We start from the raw sequence: 14,280 nt of genomic DNA on the forward strand, positions 1-14,280 counted from the left end.
CGCGACCCGCGTTACGGCAGGTTCCGCGCCATCACGATCCGCTGGACCTGGTTCGTGCCCTCGTAGATCTGGGTGATTTTGGCGTCGCGCATCATGCGCTCGACCGGGTAGTCGCGGGTGTAGCCGTAGCCGCCGAGGAGCTGGACGGCGTCCGTGGTGACCTCCATGGCGACGTCCGAGGCGAAGCACTTGGCGGCGGCGCCCTGGAAGGTGAGGTCCTTGTCGCCGCGTTCGGAGGCGGCCGCGGCCTGGTAGGTCAGGGCGCGGGCGGCGGCGATCTTCATGGCCATGTCGGCCAGCATGAACTGGATGCCCTGGAAGTCCGCGATCGGCTTGCCGAACTGCTTGCGCTCCTGGACGTAGCCCTTGGCGTAGTCGAGGGCGCCCTGGGCGACACCGAGGGCCTGGGCGGCGATGGTGATGCGGGTGTGGTCCAGGGTCTTCATGGCGGTCGCGAAGCCCGTGCCCTCCTCGCCGATCATGCGGTCGGCGGGGATGCGGACGTTGTCGAAGTAGACCTCGCGCGTCGGGGAGCCCTTGATGCCGAGCTTCTTCTCCGGGGCGCCGAAGGAGACACCCTCGTCCGACTTCTCGACCACGAAGGCGGAGATGCCCTTCGAGCGCTTCGTCGGGTCGGTGACCGCCATCACCGTGTAGTACTCGGAGACGCCCGCGTTGGTGATCCAGCGCTTGACGCCGTTGAGCACCCAGAAGTCGCCGTCGCGTACCGCCTTGGTCTTCATGCCGGCCGCGTCCGAACCGGCGTCCGGCTCGGAGAGGCAGTACGAGAACATCGCGTCGCCCTTGGCGAGCGGGCCCAGGTACTTCTTCTTCAGCTCCTCGGAGCCGGAGAGGATCACCGGGAGCGAGCCGAGCTTGTTCACGGCCGGGATCAGGGAGGAGGAGACGCAGGCGCGGGCCACCTCCTCGATCACGATCACCGTGGCGAGCGCGTCGGCGCCCGCGCCGCCGTACTCCTCCGGGACGTGCACGGCGTGCAGGTCGCCGGCCACGAGGGCGTCCAGCGCCTCCTGCGGGAAGCGGGCCTCCTCGTCCACGGCGGCGGCATACGGCGCGATCTTCGCCTCGACCAGCGAGCGGACGGAGTCGCGGAGCATGTCGTGCTCCTCGGACAGGCGGTACAGGTCGAAGTCAGCCGATCCGGCCACGGTCTCTCACGCTCCAAGGACGCTGTGCTACTGACGCTAATTACCGTTAAGTAACTGAAGTTTAGAGGGCTGCCCGGGGCCCGCATACGTGAGCTTCGCGACAGCTGGAGACCTGCCCCGGGCGGCACCCGACTATGCTCGGGCTCCGCACCGTCGACGTACCCCCTGGCTGGAGCAGCAATGAGCCTGAAGATCACCGTGATCGGCACCGGCTATCTCGGCGCCACGCACGCCGCGGCCATGGCCGAACTCGGCTTCGAGGTGCTGGGCCTGGACGTGGTGCCGGAGAAGATCGCCCTGCTGGAGCGCGGCGAGACCCCGATGTACGAGCCGGGGCTCGACGAGCTGCTGCGCCGCCATGTCGCGGGGATCGAGGGGTCGACGGGCCGGCTGCGGTTCACCACCGACTTCGCGGAGGTCGCGGAGTTCGGCGACGTCCACTTCGTCTGCGTGAACACCCCGCAGAAGCACGGCGAGTACGCCTGCGACATGTCGTACGTCGACGCCGCCATAGCCTCGCTCGCCCCGCATCTGAAGCGTCCCGCGCTGGTCGTCGGCAAGTCCACCGTGCCGGTCGGCTCGGCGGACCGTCTCGCCGCCTACCTGGCCGAGCACGCGCCCGCCGGGGCCGACGCCGAGCTGGCCTGGAACCCGGAGTTCCTGCGCGAGGGCTTCGCCGTCAAGGACACCCTGCACCCCGACCGGATCGTGGTCGGCGTGCGCGGGGAGCGGGCGGAGAAGCTGCTGCGCGAGGTGTACGCCACGCCGGTCGGCGAGGGCACCCCGTTCGTGGTGACCGACTTCCCGACCGCCGAGCTGGTGAAGACCTCCGCGAACTCCTTCCTCGCCACCAAGATCTCCTTCATCAACGCCATGGCGGAGGTGTGCGAGGCCGCCGACGCCGACGTGGCGAAGCTCGCCGAGGCCATCGGGTACGACGAGCGGATCGGCAACAAGTTCCTGCGCGCCGGGATCGGTTTCGGCGGCGGCTGTCTGCCGAAGGACATCCGCGCCTTCATGGCGCGCGCCGGCGAGCTGGGCGCGGACCAGGCGCTGACCTTCCTGCGCGAGATCGACTCCATCAACATGCGGCGCCGCGGTCAGATGGTCGAGATGGCGCGGGAGGCGGTCGGCGGCGGCTCGTTCCTCGGCAAGCGGGTCGCGGTGCTCGGCGCCGCCTTCAAGCCCGACTCGGACGACGTCCGCGACTCGCCCGCGCTGAACGTCGCCGGGCAGATACACCTCCAGGGCGGCCAGGTCACGGTCTACGACCCGAAGGGCATGGACAACGCCCGCAAGGTCTTCCCGACGCTCGGCTATGCGGACTCGGCCCTCGACGCGGTGCGCGGCGCGGACGTCGTCCTGCACCTGACGGAGTGGCGGGAGTTCCGCGAGCTGGACCCGGCGGAGCTGGCCGGCGTCGCGGCGGAGCGGGTGCTGCTCGACGGGCGCAACGCGCTCGACGCCGAGCTGTGGCGGCGGGCCGGCTGGACGTACCGGGCGATGGGCCGCCCCACCGCGTAACACCCTTCGGGGGTACGCCGGTTCGGCTGCGCCGGGGACGCCGGTTCGGCCGAGGCTCAGTCGGCCGAACCGGCGTCTGTGCGCATTGTGCACCACGGGGCGCGAGCGTGGCCGCACAACCCCCTCGGCCTTACCTGTCCTTGGTGTCCACAGTGGTGATCTTGGTGTCCTTGGCCCGGTAGCGCCGCATCTTCGCGCGCGCCCCGCACACCCGCATGGAGCACCAGCGGCCGCGTCCGGCCGGGCTGCGGTCGTAGTACGCCCAGTGGCAGTCGGGGGCCTCGCACGCCTTGAGCCGCTGCCAGGTGCCCGCGACCAGCGCCTCGGCGACGGCGGCGGCGACGCGGGAGAGCAGCGGGGCCGGGTCTGCGGGCGCGAGGCGGGCGGAGCCGTCGGTGTCGTCCACGTCGAGGCGGAGCGGGGCACGGGCGAGCAGCTCGCCCAGCGGGGTCACCGCGCGGTGCGGCCGGTGCCCGGCGTGCGCGAGCAGGGCGGCGCGCAGGGACTCGCGCAGCGTACGGGCGTCCGCCACGTCCTCCGGGCCGATCCCGAGGCCCGCCCGCCCCTCCTCCGTGTCGAGCAGGTCGCGGCCGCTCTCGATGTCCAGGCTGTTGACCAGGGACTCCACCAGGACCAGGTTCCCGGGGGCGGCCGATCTGTCACTCATGCTTGCGACGTTACCCCCACTGCGGGAGCATGAGGTAACCGTTACCGGTTAACCGTCTCTACAGGTAACCATCTCCGAGGAGGAAGCCATGCCCCTCGCCACACTGGGCGCGATCGTCCTGGACTGCCCCGACCCGCATACCCTGGCCGCCTTCTACGCAGGCCTCCTGGGCGGCACTCCGGAGGGCGACGACACCTGGATCGACCTGAAGACCCCCGCCGGCCCGACCCTCGCCTTCCAGCGGGCCCCCGGCCACGTCCCCCCGGCCTGGCCCACCCCGGACGCCTCCCAGCAGTTCCACCTCGACCTCACGGTGGAGGACCTGGACGCGGCCGAGAAGGACGCCCTGTCACTGGGCGCGAAGCCCCTGGACACCCAGGCCGGCCGCTCGTGGCGGGTCTACGCGGATCCGGCGGGGCATCCGTTCTGTCTGTGCGCGTGCTGACACGCCGACCGGTCAGTCGTGGTAGTGGTAGCGGGCCTTGAGGATCTTCACTTCCTTGTCGTCCGCCCGGTAGACCAGCCGGTGCTCGTCGTCGATCCGCCGGGACCAGTACCCGGACAGGTCGGCCTTGAGCGGCTCCGGTTTACCGATGCCGCTGAAGGGATCGCGCTGGATCTCCGCAATCAGCCGGGTGATCCGGCGCGCCATCCTGCGGTCGGAGGCGAGCCAGAAGAGGAAGTCCTCCCAGGCGTCGGGGTCGAAGTGCACGCTCCTCACTCGTCACCCGCCAATGCCCGAAGCTCGTCCAGCGTCTTGGTGACCACGGGCTGACTCGCCTTGTCGCGCGCGACCGCCTCCATCAGACGCCGGGCGTTGGCGGGCGAACGGAGCAGGTACACCGTCTCCTGCCAGGACTCGTAGTCCTCGGCGGACATCAGGACGGCGTCGCCCCCCTTGGAGCTGATCCGCACCGGGGTGTGGTCCTCGTTAACCCGCTTGATCAGGGGAAACAGATCACGGCGTGCTTCGCTGGCGCTTATGGTCATCGGTCCTGCCCCTTCCGGTGTCGTACCGGAAAACGGTACGACACCAGAACCGGTTCCCGGTACCGCCGAGCGGGTTTCAGGGTCCGGTGTCGTCCTGTCCAGCCGCCTCGATGACCCCCTCCAGCGTCGCCCGGGACCGCTGCAAGTCGCCGATCAGGCGGTCGATCCGGTCGCGTTCGGCGGTGAGGTCCTCAAGGAGGCGGGGGGTGGCGGTCGCGGAGGGGCCGCCGTCCTGGTCGCGCATGCAGGGGAGGAGGTCGCGGATTCTGGGGCTGTGCAGTCCGGCCGCGTAGAGCTCCTGGATGCGGACGACGCGGTCCACGGCGGTCGGCGGGTAGTCGCGGTGGCCGCCGGGGGTGCGGTCGGCGGACAGCAGACCCTGGGCCTCGTAGTAGCGCAGGGACCGCTCGCTCACCCCGGTGAGCCGGGCCAGTTCACCGATCCGCATGGCAGCCTCCCCAGGGCTTGAATCTGACACCAATGTCAGCTTCTACGGTACGGCCATGACGGACTTCCTGGCCCCCGCCCGGCTCGGCCGGCTCGCGCTCCCCCACCACCTCGTGATGGCCCCGCTGACCCGCAACCGTGCCGAGCCCGACGGCACACCGACCCCGCTCATGGCGGAGTACTACGCACAGCGCGCCTCCGCGGGCCTGATCATCGGGGAGGCCGCGACCCCCAGCGCGGTCGGGCAGACGTACCCCGACATCGCCGCCCTCCACACCGACCGGCACACCGAGGGCTGGCGGAAGGTGACCGGGGCCGTGCGAGCGGCCGGTGGGCGGATGTTCCTCCAGCTCCAGCACGGCGGGCGGGTCAGCCATCCGCTGACCACCGGGCTGACCCCGGTGGCGCCCTCCGCCGTCCCGCTGCCCGAGACGATCTTCACGCGGGAGGGACACCGGCCCGCCCCCGTGCCCCGGGCGATGACCACGGACGACATCCGGGCCAGCGTCGCGGACTTCGCCGCCGCCGCGCGCAGGGCGGTCGACGCCGGGTTCGAGGGGGTCGAGGTGCACGCGGCCAACGGGCATCTGCTGCACCAGTTCCTCGCCGGGAACACCAACCTCCGCACGGACGCGTACGGCGGCACCGTCGAGCGCCGGGTGCGGTTCGCCGTGGAGGTGACCGAGGCCGTCGCCGGGGCGATCGGGGCCGAGCGGGTGGGGGTGCGGATCTCGCCCGGCGGCACGGTCAACGGCATACGGGAGGACGACACCGACGCGCTCTACCCCGCGCTCGTGCACCGGCTGCGCGAGCTGGACCTCGCCTATCTGCACCTCGTGCGCGCCGAGCCCGGCAGCGCGCCGTACCGGCGGCTGCGGGCCGACTGGCCGGGCGTCCTGATCGGCAACCCCGTGCTGACCGGCCTCACCACCGAGGCGGTCGCCCGTGCCTGCCGGGAGATGCTGGCCGCCGGAGCCGACCTGGTCGCGCTGGGGCGGCCGTTCCTCGCCAACCCGGACCTCGTCGAGCGGCTGCGACGGAAAGCGCCGCTCAATCCGCTGCGCGAGCGGTATCTGATGTACGTGGGCGGGGCCGACGGCTACACCGACTACCCCGCCCTCGTCGGCTAGCCGTCCAGGGACTCGATCGTCGCCGTGGACGCCGGACGCGTGGCCCGGAGGTCGTGGGAGACGTCCTCCGCCGCGCCCAGGACGCGGACCGCGTTCTGCCAGGTGAGCTTCGCGAGGTCCGGCTTGGACCAGCCCCGGTCGAGGAGTTCGGCGATGAGGTTGGGGTAGCCGGAGACGTCGTTGAGGCCGTCGGGGGTGAAGGCGGTGCCGTCGTAGTCGCCGCCGATGCCGAGGTGGTCGATGCCGGCCACCTCGCGCATGTGGTCGAGGTGGTCGGCGACCGTGGAGACGGTGGCGATGGGGCGCGGGTGGGTCTCCTCGAAGGCGCGGTGGACCTTCATGCCCTCCTCGCTGGTGTCGAGGTGGTGGAAGCCGTGCGCGCGCATGTTGTCGTCGGCGGCGGCCGTCCAGTCGACGGCGGCCTGGAGGACGAACTTCGGCACGAAGGTCACCATGGCGATGCCGCCGTTGGCGGGGAGCCGCTCCAGCACGTCGTCCGGGATGTTGCGCGGGTGGTCGCACACCGCGCGCGAGGACGAGTGGGAGAAGATCACCGGCGCCGAGGTGGTGTCCAGCGCGTCCCGCATGGTCGTCGCGGCGACGTGGGAGAGGTCGACGAGCATGCCGAGGCGGTTCATCTCGCGGACGACCTCGCGGCCGAACGCGGTGAGTCCGCCCGCCTTCGGCTCGTCGGTCGCCGAGTCCGCCCAGTCCACGTTGTCGTTGTGGGTGAGCGTCATGTAGCGCACGCCGAGCGCGTACAGGCCCCGCAGCGTGCCCAGCGAGTTGTCGATGGAGTGGCCGCCCTCGGCGCCCATCAGGGAGGCGATACGGCCGGAGGCGCGCGCCGCCTCCATGTCGGCGGCGGTCAGCGCGGGCGCCAGCTCGTCCGGGTGGCGCTCGATCAGCCGCCGTACGCAGTCGATCTGCTCCAGGGTCGCGGTCACCGCGCCCGGCAGGTCGGAGCGCACGTACACCGACCAGAACTGCGCCCCGACCCCGCCCTCGCGCAGGCGCGGCAGGTCGGTGTGCAGATGGGCGTTCTGGTGCCCGGCGATGTCCCGCGCGCCCAGGTCGTAGGCGACCTGCTCGCGCAGCGCCCACGGCAGGTCGTTGTGGCCGTCGACCACGGGGAACTCGCGCAGCAGCGAGCGGGCTTCGTCCAGGGAGGTCATCCGCGTCTACTTTCCGAATCCGAAGCCGTTCGAGCCCTCGACCTTGGAGCGCAGGCGCTTGCCCTTCTCGGTGGCCTGGTCGTTGAGGTCCTGCTGGAAGTCGCGCATCCGCTGGAGCAGGTCCTCGTCGTGGGCGGCGAGCATCCGGGCCGCGAGGAGCCCGGCGTTGCGGGCGCCGGCGACGGAGACCGTGGCGACCGGGACACCGGCGGGCATCTGGACGATCGACAGCAGGGAGTCCATGCCGTCCAGGTACTTCAGCGGGACCGGCACGCCGATCACCGGCAGCGGGGTCACGGAGGCCAGCATGCCCGGCAGATGGGCGGCGCCGCCGGCGCCCGCGATGATCGCCTTGAGCCCGCGGTCGGCCGCCTGCTCGCCGTAGGTGATCATCTCGCGCGGCATCCGGTGCGCGGAGACGACATCGACCTCGTAGGGGATCTCGAACTCGTCCAGTGCCTGGGCGGCGGCTTCCATGACGGGCCAGTCGGAGTCCGACCCCATGACGATGCCAACGAGGGGGCTCATTCGGTGATCGTGCCCTTCAGGTAGCCGGCTGCGTGACGGGCGCGTTCCAGTACGTCGTCCAGGTCGTCGCCGTAAGTGTTGACGTGACCCACCTTGCGGCCGGGTTTCACGTCCTTGCCATACATGTGGATCTTCAGCTGGGGGTCGCGGGCCATGCAGTGCAGGTACGCGGAGTACATGTCCGGGTAGTCACCGCCCAGGACGTTCACCATGACCGTCCAGGGCGCGCGCGGGCGCGGGTCGCCGAGGGGGAGGTCGAGGACCGCGCGGACGTGGTTGGCGAACTGCGAGGTGATCGCGCCGTCCATGGACCAGTGGCCGGAGTTGTGCGGGCGCATGGCCAGCTCGTTGACGAGGACGCGGCCGTCGCGGGTCTCGAACAGCTCGACGGCGAGGTGGCCGACGACGTCCAGTTCCTTGGCGATGTTCAGCGCCATCTGCTCGGCCCGCAGCGCGAGGCCCTCGTCCAGGCCGGGCGCGGGCGCGATCACGGTGTCGCACACGCCGGCGACCTGGCGGGACTCCACGACCGGGTAGGCGACGGCCTGGCCGTGCGGGGAGCGCACGACGTTGGCGGCCAGCTCGCGGACGTAGTCGACCTTCTCCTCGGCGAGGACCGGCACGCCCGCGCGGAAGGGCTCGGCGGCCTCCTCGGCGGAGTCCACGACCCACACGCCCTTGCCGTCGTAGCCGCCGCGCACGGTCTTGAGGACAACGGGGAAGCCCTCGCCCTCGGCGGCGAACGCGGCCACGTCGGCCGGGTCGCGCACGATGCGGTGGCGCGGGCAGGGCACCCCGATCTCGGTGAGCTTCGCGCGCATCACGCCCTTGTCCTGGGCGTGCACGAGCGCGTCGGGCCCCGGGCGCACGGGGATGCCGTCCGCCTCCAGGGCCCGTAGGTGCTCGGTCGGCACGTGTTCGTGATCGAAGGTGATCACGTCACAGCCGCGCGCGAACTCTCGCAGCGTGCCGAGGTCGCGGTAGTCGCCGATGACGACATCGCTGACGACCTGCGCCGCGGAATCCTGAGGGGTGTCACTGAGGAGCTTGAACCTGATGCCCAACGGGATGCCCGCCTCGTGCGTCATACGCGCGAGCTGCCCCCCGCCGACCATGCCGACTACCGGGAACGTCACCCCCCTAGCGTATCGGCCGCCCGGACCGGCCCGGTTCGCGCGCGTCCCCGCGCCCCCGCACTCGTTCTCTTACCCGCCCCTTGCCCGGCTCTTGCCGACCCGTTTCCCGGCTGTGGCCCGGTGCGCGGGCATCGTGAAGGGCTCGTGGATAGCATGGCGGGGGCCTATGGAAGCTACGGACGGGAGCTGCACAGCCATGGAACACCGTTCCTCGGGGCTGAACCGGCTCGCGCGCGAGCTGGCCAAGTTCGGTGCCGTCGGCGGTGCCGGTGTCCTGGTCAATCTGGGCGTGTTCAACCTGGTCCGGCACATCTCGGACCTGCCGGTGGTGCGCGCCAGTGTCATCGCGACCATCGTCGCGATCATCTTCAACTACGTGGGCTTCCGCTACTGGACGTACCGGGACCGCGACAAGGGCGGCCGCCCCCGGGAGCTGATGCTGTTCCTGGTGTTCAGCGCGATCGGCCTGGTGATCGAGAACGGCGTGCTGTACCTCGCGACCTACGGGTTCGGCTGGCACACGCCGCTGCAGAGCAACGTCTTCAAGTTCGTCGGCATCGGCGTCGCGACGCTGTTCCGGTTCTGGTCGTACCGCACCTGGGTCTTCCGGGCGCTGCCCGCCGGGGGGGATTCGGTCGTCAAGGGCTCGGGCGGGCCCCGGCCGGACGAGAAGGAGCGGGTGCGCTAGCCCGGTCCCCGGGCCGGCCTCAGGCCCGCCTCTCAGCGGACCATGGGCTGCGCCTCGCCGTCCGCCTTGGGCGGCGGGGCCGTACGGGACAGGAAGAGGCCGAAGACGGCCGGCTGGGTCTGGAGCAGCTCCAGGCGTCCCCCGTCGGCCTCCGCGAGGTCGCGGGCGACGGCGAGCCCGATGCCGGTGGAGTTGCGGCCGCTGATGGTCCGCTCGAAGATCCGCGCGCCGAGGTCGGCGGGGATGCCGGTGCCCTCGTCGGTGACCTCGATGACGGCCTGGTTGCCGATGACCCGGGTGCGCAGGGCGACGGTGCCGCCGCCGTGCATCAGCGAGTTCTCGATCAGCGCGGCCAGCACCTGGGCGACCGCCCCTGGCGTGCCGACGGCCTTCAGGTGCCGCTTGCCGGAGCTGACGATGGCCCGGCCCACGTTGCGGTAGGCGGGGCGCCACTCGGCGAGCTGCTGCTGGATGACCTCGTCGAGGTCGAAGGAGACGGCGGAGCCGGTACGCGGGTCGCGCGAGTTGGTCAGCAGCCGCTCCACCACGTCCGTCAGCCGCTCCACCTGCGTCAGCGCGATGGTGGCCTCCTCCTTCACCGTCTCCGGGTCGTCGGTGAGGGTGATCTCCTCAAGCCGCATGGACAACGCGGTCAGCGGCGTACGCAGCTGGTGGGAGGCGTCGGCCGCCAGGCGCCGTTCGGCGGTGAGCATCCGGCCGATGCGCTCGGCGGAGGAGTCGAGCACGTCCGCGACCCGGTCCAGCTCGGGGACGCCGTAGCGCTTGTGCCGGGGGCGGGGGTCGCCGGAGCCGAGGCGTTCGGCGGTCTCGGCGAGGTCGGTGAGCGGGGACGCGAGCCGGTTGGCCTGGCGTACGGCGAGCAGCACGGCGGCGATCACGGCGAGCAGCGCGACCAGGCCGATGATCAGCAGGGTGCGGCCGACTTCACGGGTCACGGCGGAGCGGGGCTCCTGCACGGTGACCGTCTCGCCCTCCTCCCCGCGCTGCGTGGAGTGGATGACGTCGCCCTCGGGCCGGGTGCCGATCTCGATCGGGGCCCGGCCGGGGACGCGGATGACGGCGTACTGGTCCTTGCTGACCGGGTTGCGCAGCGCGTCGGCGTCGACGTGCTCGGCGGCGAGGATGCGGCTGTCCACGATGCTGGCCAGCCGGACCGCCTCGGACTCAACGCGTTCCTGGGCACTGTTGCTGATCGTCCGGGTTTCGACGATCACCAGGGACACCCCGAAGACCGCGATCACCACCAGCACGACGGCAAGCGTGGACTGAATGAGACGACGACGCACGGGGTCCCTCCGGAGAAACTAAGGACCACCAGTCTCCCCCGGCCCAGCTGCAGCCCCCTAAGGGGCGCGGGGAACCGCGCGAAGAGCCACGACGAGCGGAAAGCCGCCGACGAACCGGCAGCCCCTCCCCGGAAGGCGGAACTCAGCTCTTCTCGAACCGGAAGCCCACTCCACGCACCGTGGCGATGTACCGCGGGTTGGCCGCATCATCCCCGAGCTTCTTCCGCAGCCACGAGATGTGCATGTCCAGCGTCTTGGTGGAGGACCACCACGTCGTGTCCCACACCTCCCGCATCAGCTGATCACGCGTAACCACGCGGCCGGCGTCCCGCACCAGCACCCGCAGCAGATCGAACTCCTTGGCCGTCAGCTGGAGTTCCTCCTCGCCCATCCACGCGCGGTGCGACTCGACGTCGATCCGCACCCCGTGGGTGGCCGGCGGCTGCTGCGGCTCGGTGGCGCCGCGCCGCAGCAGGGCCCGGACGCGGGCGAGCAGCTCGGCGAGCCGGAAGGGCTTGGTGACGTAGTCGTCGGCGCCCGCGTCGAGGCCGACGACGGTGTCCACCTCGTCGGCGCGCGCGGTCAGGATGAGGATCGGCACGGTGTGGCCGTCGGCACGCAGTCGGCGGGCGACCTCCAGGCCGTCCATGCCGGGCAGGCCCAGGTCCAGCACGACCAGGTCGACACCGCCCTGCATTCCGGCGTCGAGCGCGGTGGGGCCGTCCTCGCGGACCTCGACCTCGTAACCTTCCCGGCGCAGGGCGCGGGCCAGCGGCTCCGAGATGGACGCGTCGTCCTCGGCGAGCAGTACACGGGTCATGAGCTGATGGTAGACCGCCCGCGCGTGGAGTCGGGGTGTGGTCCGCCACCGCGCTCTTACCTTTGTCCCCCGCTGGTACAAACCATTGCTCTCGGCATGGGATCGTGGAAGGAACCTTGGAAACCCCTTGCGCGGTTCCCCTGATTCCTGTGATCCGCGTCTCAAGTCCTTCCATATCCGGCAGTCTCCTGCCGTATGGTGATCTGAACGCCTGTAGCACACACCGGGGACCTCTTGGCGGGCACATGTCGCCAAGGGTCTCTTCTTTGATGTGCGGGCTGACGAAGATCAGCCTTGAAAGGAATGACCTCTGGCCGGGCTCCGGACGCAGTGACGCGTCCGGGGCGTGGATCCCGGTGGTCGCCGTCCACCGCTCCCCCGGGAGGCGGGGCCCCCCGGGCGTGGGGGTGGACGTCCGACCCGCCGGTGCCGGCCGCACCCCCACCGGGCGCGCCGCGCTCCAACGCGCGTCCCGACCAGCAAGGAACGACCATGGCGTCCAGCCTGACGAAGGATTCGGTCCGCCCGGACATCGGGGCCGAGAAGACCTTCTTCGGCCACCCCCGCGGACTGGCCACCCTCTTCATGACCGAGATGTGGGAGCGTTTCTCCTACTACGGCATGAGGGCTTTGCTCCCGCTGTACCTGGTCGCCCCCAGCGGCCTGCACATGAACGCGGGCACGGCGACCGCGATCTACTCCGTGTACGTGTCGCTCGTCTACCTGCTCGCCCTTCCCGGCGGCTGGGTCGCGGACCGTCTCCTCGGTCCCCGCAAGACGGTGGCCGTTTCCGGTCTGATCATCATGCTCGGCCACCTGTGCCTGGCGCTGCCGGTCTCCGCGAGCTTCTTCGTGGGTCTGGTGCTGGTCGCGATCGGTTCGGGTCTGCTGAAGGCCAACATCTCGACCATGGTCGGCCACCTGTACAAGGGTCCGGACGACGCGCGCCGTGACGGTGGCTTCACGCTCTTCTACATCGGTATCAACCTCGGCGCCTTCATCGCGCCGCTGGCCATCGGTACCGTCGGTGAGAACGTCAACTGGCACTTCGGCTTCGCCCTCGCCGCGCTCGGCATGGCGCTGGGTCTGGGCCAGTACCTGCTGGGCAGCCGCCACCTGAGCGAGCAGAGCAACGTCGTCCCGACGCCGCTCACCGCCGAGGAGAAGCGGTCCACGCTGCGCAAGGGCCTGATCTGGCTCGCCATCGCCGTGGTCTTCTACGGCATCGTCGGCGGCACGGGTCACTTCACCCTGAACTGGGCACTGATCCCGCTGACGATCATCGGCCTGGTCATCCCGGTCATGGTCATCGCCCGCATCCGCCGGGACAAGGACCTGGACGCCACCGAGCGCTCCAAGGTGTCGGCGTACATCTGGTTCTTCGTCGCCGCGGCCGTGTTCTGGATGATCTACGACCAGGGCGGTTCGACGCTGTCGATCTTCGCCGACGCGTCGGCCAAGAACACGATCGCCGGCTGGGAGTTCCCGGTCTCCTGGTACCAGTCGGTCAACCCGGTCATGATCATGGCCCTGGCCCCCGTGTTCGCCTGGCTGTGGCTGTGGCTGAACCGGCGCGGCAAGGAGCCGAGCACCATGGTGAAGTTCGCCTCCGGTCTCGTGCTCGTCGGCGCCTCGTTCTTCCTCTTCCTGGCCCCGCTGTCCATCGCCCAGGGCGGTCACAAGGCGGCCGCGCTGTGGCTGGTCGCGATCTACTTCGTGCAGACCGTCGGTGAGCTGACGCTGTCCCCGGTGGGTCTGTCCGTGACCACCAAGATGGCTCCGCAGAAGTACGCCTCGCAGATGATGGGCGTCTGGTTCCTCGCGGTCACCGCGGGCGACTCGATCACCGCCCTGCTGTCCAACCCCGCGGTCGGCGGCATCAACCTCGACCGCATGGGCTTCGTCGGCCTGGAGGCCGTCCTCGCGGTCGTGGCCGGCATCGCGGTCTGGATGTACCGCAAGAAGGTCAAGGCGATGATGGGCTCGGTCAACTAGCCCCTGCTACGCCCGAAAGGGGCCCGCATCCTGAGGATGCGGGCCCCTTTCGCATGCCCGGACGCACTCGGCCCGCGTGGGCCTGCTCCGGCGGCGTGGCTCCGGGCCGGGACCGCCACTGGGTGGTACGCCGACTCCCCCACGCGCCCTGGGCGGGGGAACTGGGTGGTCCGGGGGTTGTCGCCGTGCGGCAGACTGCCCCGCGCGCCCTGGGGAGGGCGGGGGCCTGCGGGACACCTCTACGCAGCCGCCCGGGGCAACATCGAAGGGGGCGCCCTGGGGGCACGGACGACGAGGTCCCCGATTCGGCGGCGGCACGCCAGGACGCGACACCCTCCACGCCCATTCCCCTCAGCGGGGAGGCCGCACCGCGAGATGCCCTCCCGAGGGACGTGCAAGACCGGGGTCCGCCTCGGGACGGGACGATCCGCGTGTCCCGAGCGGCGGCACTCCGCAAGAGAGCCCTCGACCGGCAGCCCCGCCAACGAGCGGCACCCTCCCGACGGGATCGTCCGCAGGGAAGACGCACCACACGGCACCCGGCACTCTCCGCAGGGGACAGGTGCCACCGGGGCCGCTACGGACGGGGCGGCATCCCCCCGGGGCCGACCGGCGGACCGTACAACGAGCGACACCCTCCCGACCGACTCAGCCAAGGAATGACGTATCGCACGACACTCAGCGCCCCTCCGCACGGGGCACGG

The 14,280-nt window shown here is 70.9% G+C and carries 15 protein-coding genes; 5 read left to right on the plus strand and 10 right to left on the minus strand.

Annotated elements, in window-relative coordinates; translation table 11 throughout:
* Positions 1–11: 11 nt before the first annotated feature.
* Positions 12–1,169: an acyl-CoA dehydrogenase gene (locus AB0898_RS29260; RefSeq protein ID WP_366806043.1), complete on the minus strand. Its 1,158-nt coding sequence runs from the start codon at positions 1,167–1,169 to the stop codon at positions 12–14.
* 180 nt (positions 1,170–1,349) lie between these two features.
* Here AB0898_RS29260 and AB0898_RS29265 point away from each other — a divergent pair, with 180 nt between their 5' ends.
* Positions 1,350–2,693 (plus strand): UDP-glucose/GDP-mannose dehydrogenase family protein, encoded by a 1,344-nt coding sequence (locus AB0898_RS29265; RefSeq protein WP_366806044.1) that lies wholly within the window; start codon positions 1,350–1,352, stop codon positions 2,691–2,693.
* A gap of 130 nt (positions 2,694–2,823) precedes the next feature.
* Here AB0898_RS29265 and AB0898_RS29270 read toward each other — a convergent pair whose 3' ends face one another.
* Positions 2,824–3,360, minus strand: coding sequence for a CGNR zinc finger domain-containing protein (locus AB0898_RS29270; RefSeq protein WP_366806045.1), 537 nt, complete (start codon positions 3,358–3,360; stop codon positions 2,824–2,826).
* A gap of 88 nt (positions 3,361–3,448) precedes the next feature.
* Between AB0898_RS29270 and AB0898_RS29275 the strand changes: the two genes are divergently transcribed.
* Entirely contained in the window at positions 3,449–3,805 is a 357-nt protein-coding gene (locus AB0898_RS29275; protein ID WP_366806046.1) for a VOC family protein, read from the plus strand.
* Between the two features lie 12 nt (positions 3,806–3,817).
* Here AB0898_RS29275 and AB0898_RS29280 read toward each other — a convergent pair whose 3' ends face one another.
* The 3 genes from AB0898_RS29280 to AB0898_RS29290 all read right to left on the minus strand — a co-directional run bounded on the left by AB0898_RS29280 (position 3,818) and on the right by AB0898_RS29290 (position 4,798).
* The gene (locus AB0898_RS29280) at positions 3,818–4,081 is read right to left on the minus strand and encodes a Txe/YoeB family addiction module toxin (RefSeq protein WP_366806047.1); all 264 of its coding nucleotides are present in this window, start codon (positions 4,079–4,081) and stop codon (positions 3,818–3,820) included.
* Positions 4,078–4,350, minus strand: a complete 273-nt coding sequence (locus tag AB0898_RS29285) for a type II toxin-antitoxin system Phd/YefM family antitoxin (RefSeq protein ID WP_366806048.1) — start codon at positions 4,348–4,350, stop codon at positions 4,078–4,080. Before AB0898_RS29285 ends, AB0898_RS29280 begins: the two co-directional genes overlap by 4 nt.
* A gap of 76 nt (positions 4,351–4,426) precedes the next feature.
* On the minus strand, positions 4,427–4,798 hold the full coding sequence (locus tag AB0898_RS29290) for a MerR family transcriptional regulator (protein ID WP_366806049.1): 372 nt from the start codon (positions 4,796–4,798) through the stop codon (positions 4,427–4,429).
* A 55-nt stretch (positions 4,799–4,853) separates the two neighbouring features.
* Here AB0898_RS29290 and AB0898_RS29295 point away from each other — a divergent pair, with 55 nt between their 5' ends.
* Positions 4,854–5,927, plus strand: coding sequence for an alkene reductase (locus AB0898_RS29295; RefSeq protein ID WP_366806050.1), 1,074 nt, complete (start codon positions 4,854–4,856; stop codon positions 5,925–5,927).
* Here AB0898_RS29295 and AB0898_RS29300 read toward each other — a convergent pair.
* From AB0898_RS29300 to AB0898_RS29310, 3 genes are read right to left on the minus strand one after another with little or no spacing between them, the layout of a single operon-like run.
* Complete coding sequence (locus AB0898_RS29300) at positions 5,924–7,102, minus strand: dipeptidase (RefSeq protein ID WP_366806051.1); 1,179 nt, start codon at positions 7,100–7,102, stop codon at positions 5,924–5,926. The two genes, AB0898_RS29295 and AB0898_RS29300, sit on opposite strands and share 4 nt — an antisense overlap.
* Before the next feature lie 6 nt (positions 7,103–7,108).
* Positions 7,109–7,630: a 5-(carboxyamino)imidazole ribonucleotide mutase gene (gene purE / locus AB0898_RS29305; protein WP_366806052.1), complete on the minus strand. Its 522-nt coding sequence runs from the start codon at positions 7,628–7,630 to the stop codon at positions 7,109–7,111.
* Positions 7,627–8,766, minus strand: a complete 1,140-nt coding sequence (locus AB0898_RS29310; RefSeq protein ID WP_366806053.1) for a 5-(carboxyamino)imidazole ribonucleotide synthase — start codon at positions 8,764–8,766, stop codon at positions 7,627–7,629. The genes purE and AB0898_RS29310 overlap by 4 nt, the downstream gene beginning before the upstream one ends.
* 196 nt (positions 8,767–8,962) lie before the next feature.
* On the opposite strand from AB0898_RS29310, the gene AB0898_RS29315 reads away from it, so the two are divergent.
* Positions 8,963–9,454 carry a GtrA family protein gene (locus AB0898_RS29315; RefSeq protein ID WP_366806054.1) on the plus strand — a complete coding sequence of 164 codons (492 nt, stop codon included), beginning with the start codon at positions 8,963–8,965 and terminating at the stop codon, positions 9,452–9,454.
* A 32-nt stretch (positions 9,455–9,486) separates the two neighbouring features.
* Here AB0898_RS29315 and AB0898_RS29320 read toward each other — a convergent pair whose 3' ends face one another.
* Both AB0898_RS29320 and AB0898_RS29325 read right to left on the minus strand, forming a co-directional pair.
* Complete coding sequence (locus AB0898_RS29320) at positions 9,487–10,761, minus strand: ATP-binding protein (protein WP_366806056.1); 1,275 nt, start codon at positions 10,759–10,761, stop codon at positions 9,487–9,489.
* A 142-nt stretch (positions 10,762–10,903) separates the two neighbouring features.
* On the minus strand, positions 10,904–11,581 hold the full coding sequence (locus AB0898_RS29325; protein WP_018548088.1) for a response regulator transcription factor: 678 nt from the start codon (positions 11,579–11,581) through the stop codon (positions 10,904–10,906).
* A gap of 492 nt (positions 11,582–12,073) precedes the next feature.
* Here AB0898_RS29325 and AB0898_RS29330 point away from each other — a divergent pair, with 492 nt between their 5' ends.
* Complete coding sequence (locus AB0898_RS29330; RefSeq protein ID WP_366806057.1) at positions 12,074–13,576, plus strand: oligopeptide:H+ symporter; 1,503 nt, start codon at positions 12,074–12,076, stop codon at positions 13,574–13,576.
* Positions 13,577–14,280: the final 704 nt, after the last annotated feature.

The sequence above is a fragment of the Streptomyces sp. NPDC005435 genome, assembly GCF_040703155.1.
Lineage (GTDB): Bacteria > Actinomycetota > Actinomycetes > Streptomycetales > Streptomycetaceae > Streptomyces.

What these genes read in the sequence shown, in the direction of transcription:
- AB0898_RS29265 (WP_366806044.1), top strand. Translation starts at nt 1,350, where the DNA reads ATGAGCCTGAAGATCACCGTGATCGGCACCGGCTATCTCGGCGCCACG.
- AB0898_RS29270 (WP_366806045.1), bottom strand. Translation starts at nt 3,360, where the DNA reads ATGAGTGACAGATCGGCCGCCCCCGGGAACCTGGTCCTGGTGGAGTCC.
- AB0898_RS29275 (WP_366806046.1), top strand. Translation starts at nt 3,449, where the DNA reads ATGCCCCTCGCCACACTGGGCGCGATCGTCCTGGACTGCCCCGACCCG.
- AB0898_RS29285 (WP_366806048.1), bottom strand. Translation starts at nt 4,350, where the DNA reads ATGACCATAAGCGCCAGCGAAGCACGCCGTGATCTGTTTCCCCTGATC.
- AB0898_RS29290 (WP_366806049.1), bottom strand. Translation starts at nt 4,798, where the DNA reads ATGCGGATCGGTGAACTGGCCCGGCTCACCGGGGTGAGCGAGCGGTCC.
- AB0898_RS29295 (WP_366806050.1), top strand. Translation starts at nt 4,854, where the DNA reads ATGACGGACTTCCTGGCCCCCGCCCGGCTCGGCCGGCTCGCGCTCCCC.
- AB0898_RS29300 (WP_366806051.1), bottom strand. Translation starts at nt 7,102, where the DNA reads ATGACCTCCCTGGACGAAGCCCGCTCGCTGCTGCGCGAGTTCCCCGTG.
- purE (WP_366806052.1), bottom strand. Translation starts at nt 7,630, where the DNA reads ATGAGCCCCCTCGTTGGCATCGTCATGGGGTCGGACTCCGACTGGCCC.
- AB0898_RS29315 (WP_366806054.1), top strand. Translation starts at nt 8,963, where the DNA reads ATGGAACACCGTTCCTCGGGGCTGAACCGGCTCGCGCGCGAGCTGGCC.
- AB0898_RS29325 (WP_018548088.1), bottom strand. Translation starts at nt 11,581, where the DNA reads ATGACCCGTGTACTGCTCGCCGAGGACGACGCGTCCATCTCGGAGCCG.
- AB0898_RS29330 (WP_366806057.1), top strand. Translation starts at nt 12,074, where the DNA reads ATGGCGTCCAGCCTGACGAAGGATTCGGTCCGCCCGGACATCGGGGCC.